The sequence below is a fragment of the Halomonas sp. GD1P12 genome (genome assembly GCF_025725645.1).
GTDB lineage: Bacteria > Pseudomonadota > Gammaproteobacteria > Pseudomonadales > Halomonadaceae > Vreelandella.
The window spans coordinates 3,057,943-3,081,652 of record NZ_CP107007.1 but is presented as its reverse complement, the minus strand read 5'-3'; the positions used below and the strand labels follow the sequence as shown (position 1 = coordinate 3,081,652).

General features: G+C 58.8%; 33 protein-coding genes and 3 tRNA genes. 11 read left to right on the top strand and 25 right to left on the bottom strand.

All coding sequences use genetic code 11. The annotated features are described in order from the left end of the window. Positions 1 to 63 precede the first annotated feature (63 nt). The 5 genes from mutY (at position 64) to OCT39_RS14195 (ending at position 1,930) form a co-directional block, all read left to right on the top strand. Complete coding sequence (gene mutY, locus OCT39_RS14215) at positions 64 to 1,155, top strand: A/G-specific adenine glycosylase (RefSeq protein ID WP_263585114.1); 1,092 nt, start codon at positions 64 to 66, stop codon at positions 1,153 to 1,155. A gap of 40 nt (positions 1,156 to 1,195) precedes the next feature. Further along, positions 1,196 to 1,471, top strand: coding sequence for an oxidative damage protection protein (locus OCT39_RS14210; RefSeq protein WP_263585113.1), 276 nt, complete (start codon positions 1,196 to 1,198; stop codon positions 1,469 to 1,471). 155 nt (positions 1,472 to 1,626) lie between these two features. Then, positions 1,627 to 1,702, top strand: a tRNA-Phe gene (locus tag OCT39_RS14205). A 6-nt stretch (positions 1,703 to 1,708) separates the two neighbouring features. After that, positions 1,709 to 1,783, top strand: a tRNA-Gln gene (locus OCT39_RS14200). A 71-nt stretch (positions 1,784 to 1,854) separates the two neighbouring features. Then, positions 1,855 to 1,930 (top strand) — tRNA-Thr (locus tag OCT39_RS14195). A gap of 102 nt (positions 1,931 to 2,032) precedes the next feature. Here the strand turns inward: OCT39_RS14195 and xerC are convergent. The 14 genes from xerC to OCT39_RS14125 all read right to left on the bottom strand — a co-directional run bounded on the left by xerC (position 2,033) and on the right by OCT39_RS14125 (position 9,217). Further along, on the bottom strand, positions 2,033 to 3,181 hold the full coding sequence (gene xerC / locus OCT39_RS14190; RefSeq protein WP_263585112.1) for a tyrosine recombinase XerC: 1,149 nt from the start codon (positions 3,179 to 3,181) through the stop codon (positions 2,033 to 2,035). Further along, the gene (locus OCT39_RS14185; RefSeq protein ID WP_263585111.1) at positions 3,178 to 3,387 is read right to left on the bottom strand and encodes a hypothetical protein; all 210 of its coding nucleotides are present in this window, start codon (positions 3,385 to 3,387) and stop codon (positions 3,178 to 3,180) included. Before OCT39_RS14185 ends, xerC begins: the two co-directional genes overlap by 4 nt. Continuing rightward, positions 3,384 to 3,707, bottom strand: a complete 324-nt coding sequence (locus OCT39_RS14180) for a hypothetical protein (protein ID WP_263585110.1) — start codon at positions 3,705 to 3,707, stop codon at positions 3,384 to 3,386. The genes OCT39_RS14185 and OCT39_RS14180 overlap by 4 nt, the downstream gene beginning before the upstream one ends. Next, positions 3,700 to 3,990: a hypothetical protein gene (locus OCT39_RS14175; RefSeq protein WP_263585109.1), complete on the bottom strand. Its 291-nt coding sequence runs from the start codon at positions 3,988 to 3,990 to the stop codon at positions 3,700 to 3,702. The genes OCT39_RS14180 and OCT39_RS14175 overlap by 8 nt, the downstream gene beginning before the upstream one ends. A gap of 2 nt (positions 3,991 to 3,992) precedes the next feature. Next, the gene (locus tag OCT39_RS14170; RefSeq protein WP_263585108.1) at positions 3,993 to 4,208 is read right to left on the bottom strand and encodes a TraR/DksA C4-type zinc finger protein; all 216 of its coding nucleotides are present in this window, start codon (positions 4,206 to 4,208) and stop codon (positions 3,993 to 3,995) included. Positions 4,209 to 4,225: 17 nt separating this feature from the next. Then, entirely contained in the window at positions 4,226 to 6,544 is a 2,319-nt protein-coding gene (locus OCT39_RS14165; RefSeq protein WP_263585107.1) for a replication endonuclease, read from the bottom strand. Beyond that, the gene (locus tag OCT39_RS14160) at positions 6,541 to 6,807 is read right to left on the bottom strand and encodes a hypothetical protein (protein WP_263585106.1); all 267 of its coding nucleotides are present in this window, start codon (positions 6,805 to 6,807) and stop codon (positions 6,541 to 6,543) included. The genes OCT39_RS14165 and OCT39_RS14160 overlap by 4 nt, the downstream gene beginning before the upstream one ends. Then, positions 6,804 to 7,205, bottom strand: coding sequence for a hypothetical protein (locus OCT39_RS14155; protein WP_263585105.1), 402 nt, complete (start codon positions 7,203 to 7,205; stop codon positions 6,804 to 6,806). Before OCT39_RS14155 ends, OCT39_RS14160 begins: the two co-directional genes overlap by 4 nt. Next, a complete protein-coding gene (locus OCT39_RS14150) occupies positions 7,198 to 7,515 on the bottom strand; it encodes an ogr/Delta-like zinc finger family protein (RefSeq protein WP_263585104.1) in 318 nt (105 codons plus the stop codon). The genes OCT39_RS14155 and OCT39_RS14150 overlap by 8 nt, the downstream gene beginning before the upstream one ends. Next, positions 7,508 to 7,699, bottom strand: coding sequence for a hypothetical protein (locus OCT39_RS14145; protein ID WP_263585103.1), 192 nt, complete (start codon positions 7,697 to 7,699; stop codon positions 7,508 to 7,510). The genes OCT39_RS14150 and OCT39_RS14145 overlap by 8 nt, the downstream gene beginning before the upstream one ends. Positions 7,700 to 7,736: 37 nt before the next feature. Further along, positions 7,737 to 7,940 carry a hypothetical protein gene (locus OCT39_RS14140; protein ID WP_263585102.1) on the bottom strand — a complete coding sequence of 68 codons (204 nt, stop codon included), beginning with the start codon at positions 7,938 to 7,940 and terminating at the stop codon, positions 7,737 to 7,739. Positions 7,941 to 7,971: 31 nt separating this feature from the next. Further along, positions 7,972 to 8,178, bottom strand: a complete 207-nt coding sequence (locus tag OCT39_RS14135; protein ID WP_263585101.1) for a hypothetical protein — start codon at positions 8,176 to 8,178, stop codon at positions 7,972 to 7,974. Positions 8,179 to 8,224: 46 nt separating this feature from the next. Then, entirely contained in the window at positions 8,225 to 8,521 is a 297-nt protein-coding gene (locus tag OCT39_RS14130) for a hypothetical protein (protein ID WP_263585100.1), read from the bottom strand. Between the two features lie 192 nt (positions 8,522 to 8,713). Next, positions 8,714 to 9,217 carry a hypothetical protein gene (locus tag OCT39_RS14125; protein ID WP_263585099.1) on the bottom strand — a complete coding sequence of 168 codons (504 nt, stop codon included), beginning with the start codon at positions 9,215 to 9,217 and terminating at the stop codon, positions 8,714 to 8,716. 138 nt (positions 9,218 to 9,355) lie between these two features. Between OCT39_RS14125 and OCT39_RS14120 the strand changes: the two genes are divergently transcribed. The 4 genes from OCT39_RS14120 to OCT39_RS14105 all read left to right on the top strand — a co-directional run bounded on the left by OCT39_RS14120 (position 9,356) and on the right by OCT39_RS14105 (position 12,287). Then, positions 9,356 to 9,961, top strand: coding sequence for a S24 family peptidase (locus tag OCT39_RS14120; RefSeq protein ID WP_412031127.1), 606 nt, complete (start codon positions 9,356 to 9,358; stop codon positions 9,959 to 9,961). Then, entirely contained in the window at positions 9,961 to 10,593 is a 633-nt protein-coding gene (locus OCT39_RS14115) for a DUF4145 domain-containing protein (protein ID WP_263585097.1), read from the top strand. Before OCT39_RS14120 ends, OCT39_RS14115 begins: the two co-directional genes overlap by 1 nt. Before the next feature lie 22 nt (positions 10,594 to 10,615). Next, complete coding sequence (locus tag OCT39_RS14110) at positions 10,616 to 11,866, top strand: hypothetical protein (RefSeq protein ID WP_263585096.1); 1,251 nt, start codon at positions 10,616 to 10,618, stop codon at positions 11,864 to 11,866. 220 nt (positions 11,867 to 12,086) lie between these two features. Then, entirely contained in the window at positions 12,087 to 12,287 is a 201-nt protein-coding gene (locus tag OCT39_RS14105) for a hypothetical protein (RefSeq protein WP_263585095.1), read from the top strand. A gap of 30 nt (positions 12,288 to 12,317) precedes the next feature. On the opposite strand, the gene OCT39_RS14100 is transcribed toward OCT39_RS14105, so the two are convergent. Together OCT39_RS14100 and OCT39_RS14095 are read right to left on the bottom strand one after the other, a co-directional pair. Continuing rightward, complete coding sequence (locus OCT39_RS14100; protein WP_263585094.1) at positions 12,318 to 12,818, bottom strand: hypothetical protein; 501 nt, start codon at positions 12,816 to 12,818, stop codon at positions 12,318 to 12,320. A gap of 179 nt (positions 12,819 to 12,997) precedes the next feature. Continuing rightward, the gene (locus OCT39_RS14095; RefSeq protein ID WP_263585093.1) at positions 12,998 to 14,323 is read right to left on the bottom strand and encodes a Y-family DNA polymerase; all 1,326 of its coding nucleotides are present in this window, start codon (positions 14,321 to 14,323) and stop codon (positions 12,998 to 13,000) included. 103 nt (positions 14,324 to 14,426) lie between these two features. On the opposite strand from OCT39_RS14095, the gene OCT39_RS14090 reads away from it, so the two are divergent. Next, positions 14,427 to 14,777, top strand: coding sequence for a hypothetical protein (locus OCT39_RS14090; RefSeq protein WP_263585092.1), 351 nt, complete (start codon positions 14,427 to 14,429; stop codon positions 14,775 to 14,777). A 177-nt stretch (positions 14,778 to 14,954) separates the two neighbouring features. Here OCT39_RS14090 and OCT39_RS14085 read toward each other — a convergent pair whose 3' ends face one another. The 4 genes from OCT39_RS14085 to OCT39_RS14070 all read right to left on the bottom strand — a co-directional run bounded on the left by OCT39_RS14085 (position 14,955) and on the right by OCT39_RS14070 (position 17,881). Then, the gene (locus tag OCT39_RS14085; protein WP_263585091.1) at positions 14,955 to 15,644 is read right to left on the bottom strand and encodes a hypothetical protein; all 690 of its coding nucleotides are present in this window, start codon (positions 15,642 to 15,644) and stop codon (positions 14,955 to 14,957) included. Continuing rightward, the gene (locus OCT39_RS14080) at positions 15,641 to 16,147 is read right to left on the bottom strand and encodes an ImmA/IrrE family metallo-endopeptidase (RefSeq protein WP_263585090.1); all 507 of its coding nucleotides are present in this window, start codon (positions 16,145 to 16,147) and stop codon (positions 15,641 to 15,643) included. Before OCT39_RS14080 ends, OCT39_RS14085 begins: the two co-directional genes overlap by 4 nt. A 307-nt stretch (positions 16,148 to 16,454) precedes the next feature. Next, positions 16,455 to 17,441, bottom strand: a complete 987-nt coding sequence (locus OCT39_RS14075) for a contractile injection system protein, VgrG/Pvc8 family (RefSeq protein ID WP_263585089.1) — start codon at positions 17,439 to 17,441, stop codon at positions 16,455 to 16,457. Further along, positions 17,438 to 17,881 (bottom strand): phage tail protein, encoded by a 444-nt coding sequence (locus OCT39_RS14070; RefSeq protein WP_263585088.1) that lies wholly within the window; start codon positions 17,879 to 17,881, stop codon positions 17,438 to 17,440. Before OCT39_RS14070 ends, OCT39_RS14075 begins: the two co-directional genes overlap by 4 nt. 15 nt (positions 17,882 to 17,896) lie before the next feature. Here OCT39_RS14070 and OCT39_RS14065 point away from each other — a divergent pair, with 15 nt between their 5' ends. Further along, a complete protein-coding gene (locus OCT39_RS14065) occupies positions 17,897 to 18,268 on the top strand; it encodes a hypothetical protein (RefSeq protein ID WP_263585087.1) in 372 nt (123 codons plus the stop codon). Positions 18,269 to 18,274: 6 nt separating this feature from the next. Here OCT39_RS14065 and OCT39_RS14060 read toward each other — a convergent pair whose 3' ends face one another. The 5 genes from OCT39_RS14060 to OCT39_RS14040 all read right to left on the bottom strand — a co-directional run bounded on the left by OCT39_RS14060 (position 18,275) and on the right by OCT39_RS14040 (position 23,652). After that, positions 18,275 to 21,352, bottom strand: coding sequence for a phage tail tape measure protein (locus OCT39_RS14060; RefSeq protein ID WP_263585086.1), 3,078 nt, complete (start codon positions 21,350 to 21,352; stop codon positions 18,275 to 18,277). 9 nt (positions 21,353 to 21,361) lie between these two features. Next, positions 21,362 to 21,502 (bottom strand): GpE family phage tail protein, encoded by a 141-nt coding sequence (locus OCT39_RS14055; protein WP_263585085.1) that lies wholly within the window; start codon positions 21,500 to 21,502, stop codon positions 21,362 to 21,364. A gap of 26 nt (positions 21,503 to 21,528) precedes the next feature. Further along, positions 21,529 to 21,873: a phage tail assembly protein gene (locus OCT39_RS14050; protein WP_263585084.1), complete on the bottom strand. Its 345-nt coding sequence runs from the start codon at positions 21,871 to 21,873 to the stop codon at positions 21,529 to 21,531. Positions 21,874 to 21,934: 61 nt separating this feature from the next. Further along, positions 21,935 to 22,444 (bottom strand): phage major tail tube protein, encoded by a 510-nt coding sequence (locus OCT39_RS14045; protein ID WP_263585083.1) that lies wholly within the window; start codon positions 22,442 to 22,444, stop codon positions 21,935 to 21,937. A gap of 35 nt (positions 22,445 to 22,479) precedes the next feature. After that, entirely contained in the window at positions 22,480 to 23,652 is a 1,173-nt protein-coding gene (locus OCT39_RS14040; protein WP_263585082.1) for a phage tail sheath protein, read from the bottom strand. Positions 23,653 to 23,710 lie beyond the last annotated feature (58 nt).

Below are 23,710 nucleotides of genomic sequence, written 5' to 3'. Positions count from 1 at the left end.
GGGAGCGCCGGCCTCTGGGCCGGCGCTTTTTTTCCTGCCCTGCCCGCGGAGTGTTTTCACCCCATGGCCGATACGCCGACGCCGTGTTTAACGGCCCCTGAATTTCAACGCCGGCTGCTGGCCTGGTTCGACCAGTACGGCCGCCATGATTTGCCCTGGCAGTCGCCGCGCAGCGCCTACCGCGTGTGGGTCTCCGAGATCATGCTGCAGCAAACCCAGGTCACGACCGTGATTCCCTACTTCGAGCGCTTCATGGAGCGCTTTCCCACGCTAAACGCGCTGGCCAACGCCGACCAGGATGAGGTGCTGCACCTGTGGACCGGGCTTGGCTACTACGCCCGCGCCCGCAACCTGCACAAGGCCGCTCAAACCGCGCGTGACGAGCACGGCGGCGAGCTGCCGGTCGAGAGCGTCGAGGCGCTCATGGCGCTGCCCGGCATTGGTCGCTCGACCGCGGGCGCCATCATCGCCCAAAGTCAGGGCACGCGCGCCGCCATTCTGGACGGCAACGTCAAACGCTCGCTATCCAGGCTTCACGCCGTGCCCGGCTGGCCCGGAAAGCCCGCCGTGGAGCGTACGCTTTGGCAGCTGGCCGACTACTTCACCCCTAATGAGCGCTTGGCCGACTACACCCAGGCGATCATGGATTTCGGCGCCACGCTCTGCACCCGCGCCCGGCCGGACTGCGTGATCTGCCCATTTGCTGATGTGTGCGCCGCCTATAAAGAGGGCGCGCCGCAGCGCTACCCCGAGTCCAAACCAAAAAAGACCCTGCCCACCCGCGACACGCTGATGCTGGTGCTGCGCGACGAACAGGGGCGCGTATGGCTCGAGCAGCGCCCGCCTTCTGGCCTCTGGGGCGGGCTCTGGAGCCTGCCCCAGTTCGATGACCGCACCGCCCTCAGCGATTGGCTGGAGACCTTTACCGACAGCGCGATCATCGAGCCTGCGCTCCCCGGCTTCACCCATACCTTTAGCCACTTCCGTTTGGCGATCACCCCGCAGCCGGCGCGATGCGCAGGGCTTAACGGTGTGCGCGAGAAGGGCGTCTGGTTCGACCCGCTGGACCCGCCGGCGCTGGGACTGGCCGCGCCGGTCAAATCGCTTTTAAAACAGCTCGCGCCGTTTTCGCTTGATCCCACCCCGGGGCCCTGACCCATACTCGGGGGCAACTCACCCATCAAGGAGCACCTTCATGAGCAACACCGTTTTCTGTCGCAAGTATCAGCAGGAACTACCGGCCCTCGCCTTCCCGCCACTGCCTGGCAAGAAGGGCCAGGAGATTCAGGCCACGGTTTCGCAAAAAGCCTGGGAGGAGTGGCAGGCGCTGCAGACCCGCCTGATCAACGAAAAGCACCTCAACATGCTCGAGCCGGAATCGCGCCAGTACCTGATGACGCAGATGGAGCGCTTTCTGGATAACGAACCCACCGATCAGGCCGAAGGCTACGTGCCGCCCAGCCAGCCCTGAAGGCCCCTCAAGCGCCCGCCGCGCGGGCGTTTGCCGCCACCGGCAGGGCAGGGCGAAAAGCGCGCGGTGTGCCATAACCTCGTGAACGGAAAGAAAGTTTCACAAAGGTGTTGACGAAAAGCGGCGTTTTTAGTTTAATACGCACCGTTGGCAGCGGCCAGATAGCTCAGTTGGTAGAGCAGGGGATTGAAAATCCCCGTGTCGGCGGTTCGATTCCGTCTCTGGCCACCACACTGCTGGGGTATCGCCAAGTGGTAAGGCACCGGTTTTTGGTATCGGCATTCCCAGGTTCGAATCCTGGTACCCCAGCCATTGCCAACAAGATTTCTTGTTGACTGACTCGCTTCACGCAGGCCAGTCAAATGTTCAAGAAAACGTGAAGCGCCGACATAGCTCAGTTGGTAGAGCAACTGACTTGTAATCAGTAGGTCCCGGGTTCGACTCCTGGTGTCGGCACCATTTAAAATGGTTATAAAGCAAAGCGTTACAGAACATGATCAAGCCGCCCTTCGGGGCGGCTTTTTCGTTTCCGTAGATCTTTACGTAGATCTATCGCCCTAATCACTCGTTTCCCGGGTGATATACCAGCGGCACACTAAGGTCGTACGTGTCCATCATGGACGCTGACCGGTGCCCGCTTGCTTCTTGCTTTTCGTGCCGCGTACCCTTCGTGTCGGTGATGCCTCGCCGCTTGAGATCGTGTAGACCAAAGCGTTCTTCTTCCGTGATCACTCCCTCGGCAATGGCCAGCTTCATCAGGCGTTGCCAAGCCGTATCCAAGCTGGACTTGCGTAAAGCGTCGCCGTCGGCGGCAACGATCAGCGGGCGTCTTTCGGGGTGTATGGGCGCCGGCTTGTCCTTGGCTTTCCAGATCCCCGCGCGGCGTTCGGTTGCGGCCGTCCATGCGGCGGTCAATCGTGGGTACCAGCGCACGATATTGTCTCGCGAGCCCTTGCGTCGGTTGGTCATCACGCCTTGCGCGGTGCTATTGGCATCGGTGAGGGTGATCACTTCGATGCCGCGTAGCCGGCAGATATAGGCCAGCTCCATCACCATCCAAAGGTAAGGCGCGCAGGCGCCTTTCTCGCCGCGTGTGCGTTGGCCACGCTCTCGAGCGAACTCGGTAAGCCGCGCAATGGTGGCCAGCTCCGGCAAGCGGCGCTGTTTGCGTTCCTTGGCGGCTTCGACGCCTTGGGCCGGGTTGGTGTCGCAATGCCCGCGGTTGATTCCCCAACGGAAGAGTCGGCGCAGGTAGCGCAGTAAGTGGTTAGCTTTTGAGGGGGTACCCTCAGCGGCGATCCGATCCACTAGGCGCTGGACCAGCGCCGGCGAGAATTGCGTCGTGGGCAAGTCACCCAGTGGTTTGCCCAGCTTCGTGGGCATCTCCAGTAGCACCGATCGGCAGTATTCGTAGTCCTGCTGGGTTTTGATGGCCAGCTCTTTAAGCTGCGCGGATTGGTGAAACTGCTGAGCCAGGTAGCGCAGGGTGCGGCGATCAATGCCGCTGCGCTGCTCGATGATACGGTGGAGCTCTGACAGGGTAGCATCGGCCCCGGCGATGCGCTCGGTTTTCAGTTTGCCCGCTTCATCACGATATTGAACGTACCAGCGGCCCCGGCCGCGCTTGTCGTAATACACCCCGTTGGGGAGCTTCGACTGGTTGATGTGTGCCGGGATATCCGGGCTGTGCTTACGCGGGCGTGTCTTCATAGGATGTCGCTAGGGCTGAGCTCATGGGGCGTGGCGGCTTCGATCCCGCCCGCTTTGTTGATCAAATCGATGGTCGTCCAGGGGCCTCGGCGGCCGTTGAACACGACCACACCTTGCTCGCGCAGGCATCGTGCCGCATCGGCCGGCCGCTGATACCCGGTGATCGCTTTTATTTCTTCGCAATCGATAACATTTTGCAAGCTCATAAGTGACCCTCTTGCTTGGCCCGCCAGTGGTTGAAGCGGTTGCGGATCATGCGGAACGTTTGGCGCGCTTGGGCGTTGCTATCCAGTTCGGCGCGGCTTTGGATTTGGCAGGCCGCGACCAGCCAGTCGCGGGCGTCGTCCGTGTCATGGGTGCCGTCGGGCAGGGCGGCTTCGCCGAGGCCAAACTTGGCGCGCCGGCGGCGATCGAGGTAGAGCTGAAAGGCCCGATCTTGGCAAAGCATCGCGGCTTGCCGCGCGTAGGCGCCACCTTTTGAAGGTGACGGCACCTTTGTGGGGGCATTGGGTTGGCTCTCATTCATCGGCTACCGCCTGCGCCCTGGCCTGCTCTGTCAGCGTTTCCTCACGCCCGTTCAGATAGCCGTTATCCCAAGCGCGGGTATGAATGTAGTGCTCGCGCTCTGTGGTGCATGAACCTGCCAGCGTTTTCAGCGAGTCAAAGGCCAGCGCAAACTCTTCGCACCCGCCGAAGCCGCGCGACTCCCAGAAGTGACGAACGCGGTCCACGTGCATTTCGCTAAGCAATTCGATTTGCCGAGCAGCTTCTTCGGGGTTTTCACGTACCCAGGTCGTATCTATGGCCATGGTTATCTTCCTTGCTTGTTTTTCAGTTCACGAATGCCTTGGCACTCAATGCAGGTAGTCGCCCACGGCGCGGCGGCTCGGCGGGGCGCTGAGATCTCGTAGCCGCAGTCGACGCATTCATCGTGCGGCGCCGGTTGGGCGAGCTGGGCGCGGCGTGCCAGGGTGGCGTCCAGGCTTTGTTGGGTGATGTCCGCGGCGCGGTCGGCGTTATCGGCCATTGTTCGTTGGTCCTCTTTCAACACAATTCGGGCGGGAAGTACTCTTCCTGCTGGGTTCGGGGGCGCGGCGCGAAGAGGTTTCGCGCGGCTTCTCGGGCGGCGAGGGCGTCTTGGTACTCGGCGTCGCGCTCAACTCGGTAAATTTCTGAGCTTTGCCACTCTTTCAGGCGGGCAAGCTGAGCTTTTTTCTCTTCTTCTGGAGGCTCGCGCGGCTCAATATCCGGGCCGCCCGTACAGTTAGTGACACGAGTCCAAGGGGACTCGGCTGCGCCTCCTCCCAAACCCCCTTGGTGGCTGCGCGACTTTCCGCGCACTTGCCAGCGGTAGAAGCGCGTCAAATATTCGTGTTCGTTGCCGCGGCCGTCGGCCACGACGATGCCGAAGGTGCCGGGCGTGGGTTCGCCGTGGCGGCCTCTGGCCTCGATGCCTTCACCTACCTCGCCGGTGGCGTGGCTGATCTGCGCTTGTTCGTCCTTGAGGCGGTTGAGGTCCACGCGGGGCATCGTCCAGGGTTTGATGGGGCGCTGTTTACGGGGCATGTTCGGGCCACCCATGAGGCGTAAGAACTGATCCCACTGGCCGGCGTTGGCGGCCTTGCGGATCTGCTCGAAGCGGCTGGCGATGCGCTGGTCGGGCCGCGTGGCGGCTTCCCAGTTCTCCAGCTCGGTGGCGTGCTTTTCGTTGAGCCGTCGGATCTCCCGCCAGACCGTGACCGAGGGCAGGCCCACGAACTGAAACTGGCGAATGCCCCACACGGCCGCCCACGACTCGATGCGCGGGGCCACGCTGTTGAGGTCATGACCATAGCTGTCCTTGTCGTCGCCCTCGATGCCGTCGCGTGTGAACTGCTCGCCGTTAATGTTCTTGCTGATGTACTTAGCCACGTAGCCGGCGGCGGTGCCTTTGGCGTAGTTGATACGCTCGACCTTGAAGCGCGCGGTGGTCTCGCGGCCTCGGCGGTCGAATAGCTCTTCCGGCGTGTCGGCTTCGGCGTGGTCGCGGATGATGTGGTTGATCCGGTTGGCGTCCTCGCGCTTCATCCAGATGAGCAGGTGCCAATGGGGCGTGCCGTCGTGGTGCGGCTCGACCACGCGGATGCCGTAGATGCCGAGGTTTTCCCGAGCGAGCGCGGCGCGGGTGCGCGCCCACACCTTTTGCAAATAGGCCTGAGCATCGCGCGGCGTCGAGCCGTCATATTTCCGGTTGCGCACGCTGTTTTCGGAGACGACCGGGTGAAATCTACTGGGCGCGGTAATGGTGTAGAACATGCCAACGTGCCCCATACGGCGCGACTCCGCCTCGGTGTCACTTATACGCAGCATCAATTCGGCGCGGCGATGGTTCGGGTTCGATAGGCCCAGCTCGGCCAATTCGGCCAGCGTGTAGACCTGGCCGTCCTGATTGATCGCTTCGAGCGCCTCGAGCAAGGCGGTATTGCGGTTCTTCTGGGCGCGGCGGCGATCAAGCGTGACGTGGCTGCAGTAGATGCCGGCGCGTTTGTGGACGCGGTGGGCTTCGCGCTGGACCTGCTCGAGCCGCCGCCCGGCCAACGTGCGCAGCTGACGCCGCCACCAGTTGGCACTGGTGAGTCTGGCGAGCTGGGCGCTCGGTTTCAGCTTTAGGCCCGGCGGGCTAAAACCGTGGGAGCGTGCCCGAAACTGCGCCTTTTCGAGCGCCATTACATTGACGACGCGCAGGCTCATGACCGGCGCGCGGTACCAGCGAAACACTGCCATCAATGGAATGACGCCCAGCGGGGGCGAAAGCGGGTTGCGCGACTGCGCGATCTGCAGCGCGACTTCGCGCGCCTGGCCGGAGAGCGTGCGGGCCTTGGGCGTTTTCAGATTGAGCGGGGGCGGTAGCAGGCCGAGGCGCAGGCGGCGGTTATGCTCGGCGATGCCGCCGATCAGCTTGCTTCGCTCGCGCTCGATTGCGGTGGCTTGGGCGCTGGCGTGGTTGATGACCGCTTCGTCATCGTGGGTGGCGTTGAGCCCGCGCAGCATCAGGCGCTCTTGCACGCTGGTCAACCACTCGCAGCCCGCTTTCAAGCCCTCGATGGTGGTTGCGCCACGTTTAACTAGCGCTTCAAAGCCGCGCTGGAGATCGCCCTTGATTGCTTCGAAGCGGCGGTAGACTTCGGTGGGCTCGATCAGATCTTTGGCGTTGTGGTTTAGCCAGCGGTTCGCGGCGGCGTGGCCGTGGCGTTTCGAAACGTGCACGTAACCACCGGCCAGCCGGTCGGCGAGCGAGGGCAGGCGCTCGAAGTGAGCCCGCAGGAAGTGGCCACAGTCCGGCGTGCCGGAGCTATGCGCGAAGGCGAGATCCAGCGCGCTCACTGCTCGAGCCCCTTGGCCGCCATACGCGCCGACGCGACGTCGATGTGATAGTCCTGGAGCACGCCCTCGAGCTGGTTAGCGCGCTGGCCGAGCGCATCGGCTTCGCGCTGGATTTCAGCGGCGGCCATGCGGTGGCCGGAACGCTCGAGCATGACGGCCAGCCCGGTGAAGTGCGCCCACGCCTTGTAGAGTTCGCGGATGTACTCCCCGGTTTGCATGGCCTCGCTGGTGTAGCGCTTGAGCAACTCGTCGCGGGTGGTCATGCCACCCCCTTTTCGATCAGTGCGAGCCAGTGAAGGGCCGCTTTGGTGTTGCCCTCGGCCAGTGCCTGGCGGGCGTGGCTGGCCAGCTCGGCGCTCGGGTGCTGGGTGCGGTTGCGCAGCTGGTCCTTGAGCCCGCTGGCGTAGTCGCTCATGCGGTGGATCGCGGCGCGGATGGCGTCGCGTGCGGGCTTGGCGAACGCGCTGATGTGCTGGGTGGCGTCTTCCTTGAGGCCGGCGCTTTTGAGCACCAGACGGCGCTCGGCGTAAGGCAGGTTCGCCCAGACGTCGATCAGATCCTGATCCCCTGCGCGGCCATGGAGCTCGGCGCGGAGTTCGCCGAAGCCGGCGCGGTCGGGTTGGAGGCGGGCGGGCAGGGGGAGGGTAGCCACGTTACTCATTGGGGGTTTCCTCGTCGTAGCATTCGTCGTTGACCGTGGGCAGGTCGAGCTTCATTTGCTTGAGCACCCAGGGCGAGGTGAGCAAGTACACGTCGGGGTTGGGGCAGCGGCTGACGGTCAGGGTGTGCACGAATTCAAGATTCGCCTTGCCGCGAAAGCCGCAGTCGAACTCGTTGGTGCAGTGCAGGTAGAGTTCGCGCAGTAGCGACATATCGCTTTTCGAGGTGCGCACCTTCATATGGCTACCGCAATGAGGGCAGTCGATCCGCAGGCGGCTGAACTCGCTTTGAGGGGTGTCGGTGCTACTCACTGCGGTCTCCTGATACGGGATAAAGGGCGCGGCCCCGGCCCGTGAGCCCTTGGGTGCCTTTGCGCAAGCGCCGCCGCGTGAGCCACTCGGCGGCTTCATCAATGCTGTTCAGGCCTTCCTGTTTACGTACCGCCTCAAGCTGGCGTTCGAGTTCGTCGTCCAGCAGTAGGTGGTTCTGGGGCATTGCAAGTGCTCCTTGAGGACCTTTTTCGTGCCTGTTTTTACGAGGCACGCTGGCCCACACTGGTGTTCACGAGGTCGCCAACGCCCAGGGTGTCGAGCGCTTCTTTCAGGACCAACTGGCGGAGCAAGGTGGCCCGGGACATGCCGGTGTAATCCACCAGGGCATCGATCAGCCGAGCTTCGTACTCATCCAGGTTGATGGCGGCGTAGCGGTGGCGAATGCGGCGAGTGTCTTGGTGCATGGCAGTGTTCCTTTGGCAGCGGCACGCAGGGTTATTGGGCGTTGAGGGTGTCATCGTCGTACTGGGCGATACCGCGCAGCATGAGCATGCGGGCCGTGGCCGAAAGCGAGCGCACTTCCAGCTCGCTGATGCGTTCAAGATCGCTCCGCTCGGATTCGGTGATATGGGTCATCACCGGGCTATTGCAGCCTTTGGGGGCATAAATGCGCTTAGGTGTAATGGCGTTGGCGGTGGTCATGGGGTAGGCTTCCTTTACAGTGTGAAAGACTCGAAAAAAGGCGCGGTTAGCGGTCGTACAGGCGCACCAGTTTGCGCTGGAGAAAGTGCTCATCGAGATGCACGCGCAGTTCAGCGAGGGCGTCTTCGATATCCACGGCGGCGGCGCCGTTGGTCAGCATCGTGGCAGCGAGCTGGCCGGTGGCTTCCGCCGTGACGCGCTCTTCTAACGCTTCGAGGTCCGCGAGTGGGTTAGTGCCGCCAATCTCGGCGGTGATGGCCTGGCGGGTGGCGGGCGAGCAGCGGTTCAGCTCGACGTCGATACCGCGGAACAGCAGGATCGGGTTTGATGCAGGTGTGGCCATGGCAGTGGCTTCCTTTTTAATTGATGCCCTAGGAGGGTTGGTTTATGACGGAGCAACGTTCGCTAGATCCCAAAAATGATCCCGTACATGCCGCTCATGAAGTCGTTCTTGAGATGATCAGGTCCGACCAAATCATTTCGTCCGGAAATACCGCTTACGGAACCATGAGAGGTGAGCAGCTCGCCGATACCGCTATCGCTGCTCACAAGAAGTTGGTCGAGTACTACAAGACGTTGTCGTGAGCTGATCCAGGCCAACCCGCAACGCATTCGCCAGATTGATGGCCGCTTCGCTGAGGACTTTGCCGGGCGTGCTTTGCTTTGCCAAAGCGCCCACGACCTCAACCATCACGCCTTCGGCCAAGGCTTGTTGGCGTGCCGTGAGCTGAAAAGCTGAGGCTTGGGAGTCGGTGTCTTTAGGCGCCGTTGCGTCAGGCTTGATCGCCTTGATCGACCACGTGTGGCTAGGTGCTTTTTCATCGAGCTGGAAAGTGGCGGTGGTATCAGTTGCGCCCAGCTCGTTGGCGCCACGGATGACGTCGAGAAGCTCATCGAGTGTCATTGTTTGTTGCTGGCAGGTGGCGTTAAAGCTTTCGAGTCCAAGCCGCGCAACGTCGACAGAGAGTGGGCCTTGGGTTTCCTCGATAGTGACGTGTTGCACCGTGATGCGCGGTGAGGTTTCAGCAGGTGTGGCCATGGCAGTGGCTCCCTTGCAAAGTGAAATGAAGTGAAAGACATCGATAGAATGGTACCGAACGGTGACCATGTCAATAGTTGAGAGGACATAATGGTTTCATTGGGTGAAAGGCTTAGGGAAGAGAGGGAGCGTCTGGGGATGTCTCAAACCCAGTTCGGTGACCTTGCCCATGTAACTAAAAAGTCCCAAATGCTTTACGAAGCTGACCAGCGCAGCCCGAAAGGCGACTACTTGACCGCCATCGCTTCGCAAGGAGTCGATGTGCAGTACATCTTGACCGGGAACCGGACGGTTTCTTCAAATGTTGAATTGCTCGACCTGGCTGAAGGCATGGCTTCGATACCGATGTACGACATAGAAGCCGCCGCCGGCGCCGGGCGCAGCTTTGAGGGCGAGCCGATCAAGACGACCTTGCAGTTCCCGCGTAGCGAGTTGACCGCTCAGGGGCTCGACCCGGCGCAGATCGTGGGCGTGCAGGTGCGGGGGGATTCGATGGACGGCACCCTGGCGGATGGCGACTGGGTGCTGGTGAACCGGGCGGCTCGCGATCCGAAGCAGGAAGGGGTGTTCCTGCTGCTGGTGAGTGGGGAGCGGCGGATCAAGCGTGTTCAGCGGTTGGCCGGGGGCGCGCTGTACCTGATTAGTGATAACGAGCTGTACCAGCCGGAGATGATCAAGCCACAGGATATGGGAGATTTGGAGATTCTGGGGCGGTGCGAGATTCGGATTGGGCGGGTGGTGTGATGAAATATTATCCCCCTAAGCATCGTGCTAAGTCGTTCACTTGTCCATTCTGCGATGTTTATTCCAAAGTCGCCTGGTTTAACTGGCAATTGAACCAAGTCAGAACTCTTGTTGAGAGAGCCCAGTGTCAGCATTGCGGTGGTGCAACTTTATGGTTTGGTACGGAATACCGTGAACTTTCTGGGCAACTAATTTTTCCTTTGATTTCAGGCGCCCCTTTTCCTCATCAGGATATGCCTGAAGATGCGAAAAAAGATTATTTAGAAGCACGTGATGTTCTTCCACACTCTTCGAGAGCCGCAGCAGCTTTACTTCGCCTAGCACTTCAGCGCTTATGTATTCACCTTGGTAAAAACTCGAAAATCGATAGGGCCATTGGTGAGCTCGTTCAAGATGGTTTGCCTCAAGCCGTACAAAAAGCACTCGATGCTATTCGAATTATTGGTAATGAGTCTGTTCACCCAGGTGAGCTGAAAGATGAAGATATCGATAAAAGCGTTGGCTCCATGTTTGAGCTTTTGAACTTTATTGTTCAAGACAGGATTACCCGATTTAAAGAGATTGACGCGCTTTATGAGAGTTTGCCTGAGGGTAAGCGGCAGGGGGTTGAGAAGCGTGATTCATCTAATTGATTACTATAATTAAGGTAACTGTATGAGTTATGAAGAGTCCAGCGGTTTTTTTTGTGAGTTAAAGCCAATAACAGTTGCTAATAATATAGCTTCTGATTTGAAGCTTGTGAATAATTATTACTTCAAGGTTGTTGGGCATCATAAGTTCAAAGTTATGGGTTATAATGCTAATGGGCTGATGAAAGAGGGCGAAGCTGAGCTTGTAAAAGACGATGAATTTGATCAAGATGATATTCAAGGCTCTTTTATAGAAAATAATAAAGAAATCAAATTTAAAATAGAGCCTTTGAATCTGTTTAAAGAAAGTGTTTTCTTTGGATCAGGTGTATGGATTGAATATGGCGAAAACAATAACCCTAGGCAAAAATATAATATTAGAATTTGGGATGCTTCTTTTTATAATCAAGATCCTAGTTTTCTAAATCAACTGTTTGGCGTTAATAAAGAGCTTGAGTCGAGAATTCATTATTTTAACGAAAGCTTTAAGAAGCAAGAGGTTGGTTTAACAAAATTGTCGAAGCAAATTGAAGACGCATATTCTAATATGCAGTCTTACAACGAGCATAGTGATTCTTTGGCTGAAAGTCTGGCAGAAGCAAAAAATCTTCTAAAGAATGTGAATAATATCCACAATAATCTTGAAAAGAATAGAGCGTATTTAGACATTTTAATAGGTGATAACGAAAAGCTTACCTATGATGCCAAATCAATTTTAGAAAAAGCTGCAGCGGTAACCTCTGCATCAGAAAGCGTACAGAAAAAAGCTGATGAAGTGCTTGGGAGTGCTGTAACTGTTCAGTTGGCGAAGTCATTTAAAGAACGTAAAGAGGCTGCAGCTGCACTAAGAGTTACGTATGATATTATTTTTTATGCTTCTCTTGGCGTCGGTTTAATTATTGCGCTATCTCTGTTTGCTTGGTCAGACTTTGAGCCTAATGATTTTTGGAGTTACGTCCACTTCTTTTTAACTAGATTAACTCTTTTTGGTGTGCCTCTCTGGCTTGGTGTATTTGCTTCAAAAAAATCTTCGCTTCTTACTAGGCTAGAGGAGTTTTATGCTCAAAAACAAACTTTAGCTGAGTCTTATGAAGGTTATAAGTCAAGATTGTTAGAGATCGGAGATGAAGTTTCTGAAGATTTGAAAGAGTTGATGAGAATAAATCTTCTCTCTATTAGTCGAGATTCTCAAATGGTTATTGATGGAGCAGCTAAAGAAAAACATAGCCCTATCGAGCAGTTGTTACTTTGGCGTAAAAATAAAGAAAGTGAATAAAAGGAATTTTGTTAGGTTGGTGGGTATTTGCAGGGTATACAAATGATCGGTTTTACTTATCAAGTAACAGGTAGCGTTATTAAGGATTTTCTAGCTAGTAAGGGAGTCTCAAAGCAAAGTCCAATGTGTTTTAGCGGCGAAATAAGTATTTCAGTTTTCGATCCGCATGGGGAACTTTCGGGCCGAGTCCAAGGATTAGCCCCGGCGGTAAGTGTGATTCATGAGCTACCAGATGGCTCCCAGCGCGGTTATGGAACAGTGCTTGCGTCACCTTGAGCAAGAGGTTGCCATCATTAAGGAAACGACGGCCACCAAGGAAAGCTTGGCCAAGACCGAAACCAACATTATTAAATGGAATGTGGGTATCATCGTGGCGGTCTCTGCCTTGGTGTTTGCTATCATCCGGTTTGCGGGCGGCTAACTGCCGTCCAACTGTTCCTTTTTAGCCTGACTACCCGCCTAAAATTGCTCCTAGCGCTGCTACCAGTGCTGGATGCTTGGACATCTCCCATAGGTCTGTTTTCCACTTTTGCTTCTGCTCGGACGGGATGTTCTGCGATTGGTCGATTGCCCGCTCTAGCTGTTGAAAGTAATGGTTTACCTCGGTGTTTTGCACAGAAACGGTTGCATACCCGTTCGTAGTGGCGATCGCCGATTGGTTAAATGAGCCACTGAAGTGATTATTAACGGTTTGAGGTGGCTGTTTGGGTACTCCTATGTCGCTGGGTTCTAATGTTCGTATGCCAAGTGGGGTTAAATGAGCAACATGGCATCCAATTACTGTTCGAACGATCCCTTGTTCGTGAAGCATGCCCACTACATTTTCGACTTGTGACCATGGTATCCCTAGCTCTGAGGCTATTTGTTTCATATCGACCATACCGTTATTTCCTTGGTCATACTCACTCAGCATCCGGTTGGCAATTGCCTGCTTAATTTGCTGTGTATTCATTTCTATTTCTCTCGATGTATAGACTAATGAAAATTCATAGTCGCATAAATTTTGATCAAAATCCGCAAACTCATAACCCTTGAGTGCTGGGATTTTTTTCAGTAATAAGTTCTAGGATTCGGCGCAGTGCGGCGCATCACTCGTGCTAGAGTCAGCAAGGGAACGCGGATGCGAGTGAGCTACTTTGGGCCGATCATATTGGGTTTTACTCCATTGGCCGACCCCTCATCTGTATAAGCCCGCATCAACTCCCCCCACTGCGTCGTATACCGTGGGCTTCGGTGCGCGCACCGCAAATGCCACGGCGCGTGCTTCTCCGGTAGTCCCAAGCGCACCGTGCCTTTCCCCATCTTCTCGTTCAGTTCGTCCATCGTGGCCATGAGCTTCTGGCTGCGCTGGCGGTCTTCTTCCGTTTGCGGTGTGTCCATCAGGCTGAGCTGTTGGCGGTGCTGGTCGGTGAGGTCCAGCATCATCACGCCGGCTTTCTTGTAGCCGTACTTGGGCCGGTAGATGCGGTTCAGGCCTTCGCTTGCGGCGTGGAGGATCTCGCGGGTGTCCTGGGTGGGGCGTTCGAGTTCGACGACCACGCTAGGGGAGTACTGCGGCTGGTCCGGCCGGAAGCGGTCCGTCTTGAGGAATACCAGCACCGCCCGGGCGAGGCTCTTTTGCGCGCGCAGCTTTTCGGCGCCGCGCTGGGCGTGGTGGCGGATCGCCCCGGCGAGGTCGCTGAGGTTGCCGGTGGAGCGCCCGAACGATCGGCTGGTCATGATGCGCTTTTTGGGCTCGGCCAGGTCGTTCATTTCCAGGCAGCTGATCCCGCGCAGCTCAAGCACCGTGCGTTCCATGTTCACGCTGAACTTGCGGCGCAGGCGCTTGGCATCCGCTTCACGGAGATCCCACGCCGTTTTGATGCCCATGACTTGCAGGCGCTCGGTGAGGCGGCGGCCGACGCCCCACACGTCGCCCACGTCGATCTGTTGGAGCAGAGCGCGGGCCTCGGCAGTGTCCGCGTGGAGGATGCATACGCCCGGGTAGCCCGGGTGCTTCTTGGCGATGCGGTTGGCCAGCTTGGCGAGGGTATGGGTGGCGGCCACGCCGACGCAAACCGGAATGCCGGTATAGCGGCCCACCTTCCAGCGCAGGCCCTTGGCGTGGTGTAGCAGGGCCTCGGGCTCGAAGCCGTCCATGCGCACGAACATCTCGTCGATGGAGTAGGGCTCCACGCCGGCGGTTTCTTCCTCGAGGATGCTTTGCACCCGGTGAGACATGTCGCCGTAGAGCTCGTAGTTGGAGGAGTAGAGGATGATCTCGCCGCGTTCGACCTGGTGGCGTACCAGGTGCGCGGGCGTGCCCATCTCGATACCCAGCGCCTTCAGCTCGTTGGAGCGGGCGATGATACAGCCGTCGTTGTTGGACATGATGCCCACCGGGCGGCCCTTGAGCTTGGGGTTGAACACGCGCTCGCAGCTCACGTAAAAATTATTGCAGTCGACCAAACCAATCATTCTTAACCTCCCTGTTGTGTAAGACTGTCGTTTTATACAGTATTAGACAATGAGAAGGCGAGAGGCAAATTCGCCGGGACGAACCGCAGAACAGGACGACGACATGCGCGTGAACTATCTAGGCCCCGCCGTAGTGGGGGTGGAGCATCCGGCGGTGGTGGATTTCGACCAGCGCCGATTTTTGCCGAGCCATTTTCTGGTGGAAGTTGGCGAGGATGCCGCGCCCGGCGGGCCGTGGATGGAAGGCGACGTACTGGTGGTGGATGAGGCGCGCTCGTATGGCCACGCGGATCTGGTGGTGGCCGAGGTAGGCGGCGAGTACCGGCTGTTCAAGACCCACCGCGTGGGCGAGCGCTGCCGCCTGCTACCCGCCACCGGCGGCGAGGGGTGCTTCATCAAGGCGGAGCAGTTCAAGGGGGTGGTGGTCCGGCAGGCGCGGTGCTGGGCGGTGTAGGTGATCGCTGACGATGCGTGTCCTTTTCTGCTTACGGCGAAGTGACTCAAGGTTTGCCACGTTGAAAGTGTCGCCTGAAAGCACGCGGTTTACCGCCCGAGAACTGCGACGGATGAGCACCCGCCAAGGAGGGCGGGCCTACACGAAAAAGCCCCGGCTGAAGACCGGGGCTTTGGATTACGGCGATCCGCTGTTTTGCTTTAAGAGCTCTTGGACAGTTTTGAAGCACTCTGATACGGTTTCGTTAGTCCCTTTTTCTTCTGATCCTTGAATACCGCCATAAATTTGTGATGAGAACTTTAGGCCAGTGATCCAGAGGGTGATGCCTAAGACGGCCATTAATGTAGTAGGTAAAAACAGAAGTAGATATATAGTCCAATGCCCCGAGTTGGCTATATCAGCATCTAACTCTATCCATTGGAAGAGATTCAATATTTCACGCGTTTGTGGCAATGAGAAAAAACCAACCAAGAAAATTATGATAGCACCAGTAACGGATAACTTGAGGAAGTTTTTAGATGCCGTTTTGGTACGCGTGATGATTTGCTCGACTTGTTGCGTACCTTGGGTATGACGAGCAACCTTGTCACGATTCAGATCATCATCATGCCGCTGACGAAGCTTTTTGCCGACTTCGTCTGACTGTTCTGGAGTTTCCGTTCCCGTCCAATCTTCTTCATTGTAATCGTCAGGGCTAGAACGCTTGTCTAGCCCCAATGGCTCGGTGTTTTCTTCATTCGAATCACTGAGGCTAGGAGGCTTTTCTAGTCCCGGTGGCTCGACGTTTCCTTCATCCGATCCACTTGAGGGCGGTTGGTGTTTGTTTTTATTTTGAAAATAATGCGAAAAAAAAGATGAAAACTTCATAGTAAACGTAGGTTTTTTAACCTGTAATGCATGGCTGTTGTGGATACGTCAAACAAATTAGCTAACTTATTAAGGTTGAACTCTTGTTTCACGGCTGTCCGCACATACTCTTCCGGCATTAGAAGCTCAGCCGCGAATTGATTAGCATCAATCTCATCTTGATCATTTGAGCTCACAGCAAAGCTAGTATCTCGTTTCGGACTAGCACCGTTACGAACATGGCCTAATACCACATGCCCCAGCTCATGAGCTTGGGTAAATCGTTGACGGTAGCTGGGCTCAGTAGTGTTGTATTCACAAAAATACCGGCCCTTATCTTTGTCAAATCGCGCTTGACCACTGAATTGGATGTTTGAGCGCCCGACCATTGAAATGTTGCGCTTCTCACCCCCCTTCGTGATTAGCAGGTAACGAGCAATGTCAACCGGCTCCACTGGGAGCTCATCGTCCCAAGTAAGCTCCAGTACTTTGCGTACTTTCTCGGTTACATTTACGCGTGCCATAGTAATCTCCTAGCAGTTGCTCGCCTGGTAGCGAACAAAAACCGCCATAGCATCTGCTTGGCGGTTGTATACCCGGCGTTTGATACTGGGTGTTCTGTATACAGCTATGTTCGAGCTGTCAACAGCCTACCTATCATAATGACTCAGTTGCCAACCTGATAAACGGTTTGCTGTATATAATACCATTATTTCCACCCTTGGTTCACTTATGCCCCCCTGACTCAAGGCTTCATCAGCAAAAAAAGGGGTTTTCATGGTTTAGTGTACACAATAGCGTAAATGGGCGCTCTTTGTACCTTCCCATGGTCTAATTATTTGGTCGTGTCTCAAGTTCAAGAGTGGTGGTGTAGCTCGTGTCGGTGAGGCGGTGGATGACCTCAACGATGATCCACGGCGTTTCGTCGATCTGGCGTTTCCAGCCGTTGCACCACGCGGGTGTTTCGGGGAAGAGCTCGGGCTCGCCCGCCGCTTGGGTGATGCTGAAATAGGCGGTGCCGCGTTGCAGGCGCTGCCATTCGGCTTGCGCGGCCTCAAGCGCCTCGGTCTCGCTTACGTAAGTGTGGCGCAGCTGCTGGGCGTTTTCCGGCTCGCCTACCGTTACCGCCTCGCGGGTGGCGTGGGCGGTGTTGTTCCAGAGCGCGGTGACGCCGCTGTAGGCTTCGCGCTCGGCTTTTAGGTAGCGGTGCTGGTCGCCGGTTTGGCGGCGTAGGGTGATGGGCGGGATCGTCAGGCCGGTGGCGGTGGTAGCCTGGCCGGCGGGTACGAAGATGAGGTGGCCGGTTTTGACGGTGGCCACGGCGTCGAAGCGCTCGGCGAGGCGGGTCAGGAAGTGGAGGTCTGACTCGTCGGTCTGGTCTATGTGGGTGACGCGCACGCCGGCGAGCGTGGCGCCGACGCTGGGGGTGAGGTCATGTCGGGCGGCGATGGTTTCGATGATGTCGCGCACGGTGACGCTATCCCAGCTTTGGGTGCGCTTGCCGGGCAGTCCTGCGCGCAGGTTCGCGCTCGAGGCGCGGATGTTGAGGGTGTCCGGTGCGCCGGTGTGCTCGACTTCATCGACGATGAACGTGCCGCGCTCGCTGAGCGGCTGACCTTTCCAGCCGATGGCGAGAATCAGCTCGGCGCCGGTGGGGGGAATGTCGAGCATGCCGTCGTCGTCGGTCAGCACAATGTCGAGCTGGTCGGCCTGCATGCCTCGGCGGTCATGGAGCGTGAGCGATGCGAGGCGGGCGCGAAACTCCGGGCTGATAACCTGGCCTTGTAGCGTGATGCGGTAGTCGGGCTGGATGCTCATGCGAGCGCCCCGGTCAGCGCGCGCAGGGCGCTGTTTTCGAGGACGCCGAGGAGTTCGGTGCGGCCCTCGTCGATGCGTGTTAGCTGGAGGTCGAACTCGATCTGTTTCGCCGCGCCGTCGCGGAAAAACTCGGATTTGCGTTCGCTGAGGCTGGTGATCGCGAACATGCCGTAATAAGTGCCGGTGCCTTCGATCAGCGGCCAGGCGCGGCCGCCGTCGGCGAGCGACCGGAGCATATCGAGGTTTTGCTGGCCACCGGTGAACATGGGCAATAGCGTGCCGGTCAGCGTGATGGTGTCGTCGCCGGGGCCGAGGAACTGGTGAACCGGGCGGGCGTTGATGCGCGACTGGCTGGCGTGGCGCCAGTTCGTTTGGCGTTGAAGCTCTTGGTAAGCAGCGGTATTGAGGCCGAAGACAAATAGGCCGTAGGTCATCATCATAAATTAAGGCACCTTATGAACACTGATAACTGGGTTATTTTTGCGGGCATTATCGTGACGCTTGTTGGTATGGGAGTTGGCCATCTCATTGATGACCCCGCTTTTCATATTCGGATGGTCCAAGCAGGTAATCACGAGATGATCCTCATTTTGCTGGGCTTGATCATTGGATTTACCTTTAAAGACCAGAAAAACGAAAGCTCTTTAGACGCCTTGATTTGGGCCATCTTCATGGCCGTGTTCGGGCTGTTCATGGGAGGGTTGAAAGACCTGGAAAGCGCGATGGTTCAGTACGTGGGCTACATCTTTTACATAGGCTTTATTTCTGCTTTGACTGGCACCGTCGTTAATTTGATGCGCGCTCTGAGGTTTTACCTGAAGCATTGATGCCCCTTAGTCGTTGTCATAGAAGTTGCGCCGGGTCGCTGCCGCTGCACGGCGCTCGGCGTCTTGTAGAGCGCGCTGGACTTGCTCATTGACCAAACGCGCGAGGGCTTGCTCATCCATGCCGGGGGCGGCGTTCACGGTGATTCCGCCGAGGTTGATCGTCACGTTGACCGGCGAGGCGCTGGCCCCACTTTGCAGCGGTGGGCGGGCGTCGATCTGTAGATTGCGCGTGTCGATGTCGGCGGCGGCGCTGGTGGCGATGCCGGCGCCGAGCATGAGGCCGCCGGCGGCGTTGCGTAGACCGTTGGCGAGGCTGCGCACTTGAGCCAGCGGGCCGCTCTCGCCGCGCTCGATGCCGTCGCGCAGGCCGCCGGCGACGTCGACGCCGATATCCTTGAACACGCGGCTGGGGGAGTGGGTGTCGAGTTCTTCCCGGGCGGTGTTCTCGGTGCCCCGGGCTAGCCCGGTCACGGCGTCCCATGCGCCGCGCGCGCCGTTACGGATGCCGTCGGCCATGCCGCCGGCGATGTCGCGACCGATATCCATGGCGCTGCTCACGGTGTCGCTCATCCACCCCGCGATATTGCTGGCCAGCCCCGTTACATGGTCGCGCAGGGCGCCGGCCATGTCGGTGATGCCGTTGATGATGCCTTCGACGATGTTCATGCCGAAGCCGGCGAAAACCCGGCTGGGGGAGTGGATGCCGAGAATGTCGCAGAACCAGTTTTTCAGGTTGGTGGCCATTTGAGTCATGGCTTCTCGAAGAGCGGCCCAGCCGTTTCCGAACCCGCCGATGAGACCGTTGACGACAAACGTGCCGAGTTCTTGAAATAGGGCAGGCACTTCGATGCCCAGGCCTTCAACGGCGCCCACGATTCCACGCCAGATCAGATTGGCGGGTGACCAGTTGAGAAGCAGCGTGGCCACGCCACCGATGCCGTCGCCAAAGGCATCTTTCACGTCCTTCCAAAGCCCTTGGAAAAAGCCCTTGATCGGCTCCCAGTATTTGATGATCAAAAACGCCGCGCCGGCGATGGCCATGATCGCCCAGCCAATCGGGTTGGTAGCCAGAAATATGGCGGTAGCCTTGAGCGCGCCGAGCAGGCCAACGGTGAGCGCGCGGCCGACGGCGAACAGGGCGACGCCAGCGGTTTTGAGGATGGGGGCGAGGGCACCAACCTTGATGCCCAGGGTGGCCATGGCGAACCGGGCGAACAGCAGCGGGGAGAGGATGCTGGCGAAGGTCATCGTGACGGCGCCGCCGACGGTGGCCAGTGCGATCATGCCCGCGGCGACCTTGGCGATGGTGCCCGCTAGCTCGGGGTTGGCTTTAATCCAGTCGCCGACGCCGCGGGTGATGGCGGTGATGTTCTGGACGAGGTCGCGCAAGGGGCCATCGTTGGTGTCGGTGATCGAGATCCCGACTTCTTCCCAGGCGCTGCGCAGGGCTTTCAGGTCGCCGCCGATGTTGTCGGTCATGGTGGCGGCCATGCGGGCGTTTTCGCCCATGTTGTCGCCGAGGGCGTTGATGATCTCATCGAGCTGGCCACCGCCCATGGCGTCGACCAGCTCGGCCATGCCGGAGCCTGCTTCCACGCCGAAGATGTCCTGCATGATGGCTTTGCGCTCGACGTTGCCCAGATCCGCCGTGGCTTGGGCGATGTCGCGCAGGATATCGGGCATCGCGCGCATGTTGCCGTTGGCGTCGGCGACCTGCAGGCCGATGTTTTCAATCGCGGCGGCGCCATTGGCCGCCGGGTTGGTGAGCCGGTTCATCATGGCGCGCATGGTGGTGCCGGCCTGGCTGCCCTGGATGCCGATATTGCCGAGAATGCCGGACATGGCGGCGGCTTGTTCCATCGTCAACTTGAGGTCTTCGGCGCCGCCCAGGTACTTCATGGTTTCGCCGAGCATTTCCAGATTGACGTTCGCGCGGGAGGCGGTGCCGGAGAGAATATCGGCCACCCGGGCCATCGAGCCGTCGGCTTCCATATCCACCTTGAACGCCCCGGCGATGTTCGAGGCGATATCCGCGGCGCGGCCTAGCTCGGTGTTGTTGGCCAGTGCGAGGTCGAGCACGTCGCGCATCGAGGCGCGGATCGCGTCGCTACTCATACCCGCGCGTAATAGGAACTCTTGGCCACTGCCGACTTCGGTCGCGCTGAATGCCGTAGACGCACCCAAGTCGCGGGATTGCTGGCGTAATGCCTGGTAGCGTTCGTCGTCGGCATCGAAGCGGCCAACGGCTTGGAGGGTGCTCATTTGCTCGCCCCACGCCACGCCCGGCGCGAGTAGGCGGCTAGCGGCGTAGCCCTGGGCGATGCCGGTGCCGAACATGCCCATGCCGACGCCCTGGGCGCGGGACATGTTCGCCATGCCGTTTTGGTAGCGGTCGCGGGCCTCGGTTAGGCGGCGTTGGCGTTGGGCGACTTCCGAGAGGTGGCGTTTTTGCTCCTGCAGCGCGGTGTTGAGCCGCTCTTCCTTCGTTCGCAGCTCGCGGGCGCTTCGGCCGAGGTTGTCGGTGCTGATGCCGGCGTCGTCGAGCCGGGTCTTGAGGCCGCGCGTTCGCTCGGTGAGGTTGGCGTTGGTCTGGGTGAGCTGTTTGATTCGCTCGTCGGTGTTCCGAACCTTGTTGCGGTACTGCGTGAGCGCGCGTCCTGATTCATCGGTGGCGCGCTGGGTTTCGTTCAGGCGCAGACGCGAGCGTTCCAGCGCATCGGTTAGCTGTCGGCTGGGCAGGGTCGTGGCCAGCATCTGGTTCGAGAGGCGCTTGTACTCGCTACGGGCCGTCTTGAGGGCGGATTCATTGACGCCGTGGGCTTCGCGCTGGCGTTCGAGGGCTTGGGTATATTCGCGCGCGCGTGATTGGGCATCCCGCATCGCGCGGATATTTTGCCGCTCGGCGATGCGAGCCTTGCGGTAGCTGGTGAGGTCGCTTTGGGTGCGCTGCAGCTCCTTGAGCTGCCCCTGGGTTTCGCGCATGGCCTGGGCGGTTTGCCCGGCGCCTTCGCGCATTTTCTTGAGGGGGCCGGTGACGCGATCTATCGCGTTCAGCATGACCTGGAGGCGTAGGTTTCGCGACATCGGCCGTTCCTATTTGCGTGGTGGTTTGCCTTTCGGCTGGCTGGCTTCGTGCCGTTTGCGGGCGCGTTCGCGCCACTTCATGAGCTCGTCGAGCTCCATGCCGTCCATCTCACCCGGCGGCCAGTGGAACACCATGGCGAGATCCGCCATGGCGTCCTCGACGAACTCGGGCAGACTTAGGCTTCGACGTCCTTGAGTTTCTTTGGGATCAAAAAATTGTTCAGCGCCGTGCCGAGTTGCACGAGATCCACGATATCCATGGTTTTCAGTTCGGCTTCGGTCAGCGCCGGGGTGGTGATACGCGGCATGACCTTCGTAAGCGCGGCGACATCGAGGTTCATGATGTCGACCAGGCTAACGCCGCGCATGCCACCCGACATGGGCTTGCGCACGGTGACTTCTTTCACTTGCGTTTTGCCACGTTGGAGCGGCGTTTCGAACTCGACCACTTCGGTGGGCACGCCCGGGGCGGTGGCGGTGGCTTGCTCTGCGGCGATCTGGTTTTCGGTCTTGTCGGTCATGGTGCGGTCCTATTGAACGGGTTTGGCTTGGCCGCCGAGGCGGCCTTGAGCTGGGAGTGGCTTAAACGCCGAGGGCCTGGCGTCGCTGAGCGAGGCGGTCTTCGCCGCGCACATTGAACACGTAGCCGGGCACGTCGCGCTCGATCACGTTTTCGCCGTCGACGGTGAGCTTGAAGTAGCTGAGCGTGGTCGTGACGCTGATCTGGTTGTTATCGCCTTTGGAGGCGTCGCCCATCGAGATGGTCTTGTGGCGGCCGCGCATGACGATCTCGACCGGAATGATGTCGCCGGTTTCGTCAGATTCGTAGGAGCCGGTAAAGCGCAGCATCGCGGCGTCGTGAATGGGGCTGCCGTAGGTGTCGAAGATGTCGACGATCATGCCGCCGGCGGTCCATTCGAACTCCTGCAGTTCGTTGCCGTGGTCGACTTCGATCGGGCCGTCCATGCCGCCGCCTTCGTACTCGACCATGCGGCGTGCGAGCTCGGGGAGGGTTAGCTCAGGGATTTGGCCCTGGTAGTTATTGCCGTCGCCGAAGAGAATGAAGTCCTTAAGGATGTGAGGAAGTGCCATTGTCTAGCTCCTGTGTGGCCTATATGGGCGGCGGCTTAATCGTTGATGCGCGCGGCGAAATCGACGAGGTAGCGGTCGGTGATGCGCTGCTGGAACATGAGGTTTTCGAGTGGCGGTACCGGGGTGTAGTCGTAGTCGATATACAGCTTGCCGGACTTCAACACCTCGGGGCTGTTGAGCTCTTCGTCGAACCACGCTTCGCCGCCGAGGAGGTAGCCCTGGCGGGTGAGCTCGCGGAGCTTGGCGTTGATGCCCTCGATGATGTCGCGCACCAGGCTGGGGTGCATGGGTTTGTCGACGGCCCACATGTGCGCCTCGGCGATGGTGTCGGCGAGTACCTGGGCGGTGCGGGTGTAGGACTCGAACGCGAAAAGCGGGTCGACGCTGCAGGTGCGCGAGCCCCAGAAACGGAAGCCGGATTTGTTGATCAGCGTGGTGATGTCGGCTTCGTTCAGATAGCCGGCGTCGGTGGCCGGGTCTTGCAGATCCCAAGAGAGATCCTTCGTGATGCCGGTGACGCCGTTGACCGGCATGTTGGAAAGCGTTTTGTGCCAGCCGATTTCGTTATCCAACCGTGCGCGGTGGCCGAGCGCCTTGGCCACGGCGGAGAGCGGGCGGGTTTCTTCTGCGTCGACGTCGAAGGCTTGCCAGTTGGGCCAGATCACCATGACTTCCCGCTGTCCAAAGTTTTCGCGGTAGAGGTTGGCTTCCTCTTTCGTTTCGCAGCCGTAGGCGCTGACATAAACGAAGGCGCGTAACTGCTGGGCGATGCCGGCGAGCTCACTGGCGACGCTTTCGTTGTCGAGTTCCGGCACGCCGAGGATGCGCGGTTTGACGCCGAGCCGGGTTTCGGCGGCGGTGAGCGCCTGCATGCCGAGCTTTTGGCCGGTGTCGCTGACGCCGCCGATGATGTTGGCGGTGGTGGCGTCTTCGTCTTCGCCCTGCTCGACGCGGACCACCACGCACACGGCGCGGGTCTCATTCACGATGGCGGAGAGGGTGCGGCGCAGCGTGCCGCCTTTGCCTGCGTTGCCGATGGCGGCGTAGAGGTCGGTGACGAGTACCGGGGTGTTGAGCGGGAACGCGGTTTCATCGGCAGCGGGGGCGATGGCGACGATGCCGATGACGGCTGTCGATACCGTGCGGATGGGGCGCGTGCCTTCTTTGATTTCGACGACGCGGACGCCGTGGTGGTAGTCCTGGGCCATGGGCGTGGCTCCTGCGCAGGTTTAAGCGGGTTGTTCGGTTGGCTGGTGGTGCCATGTT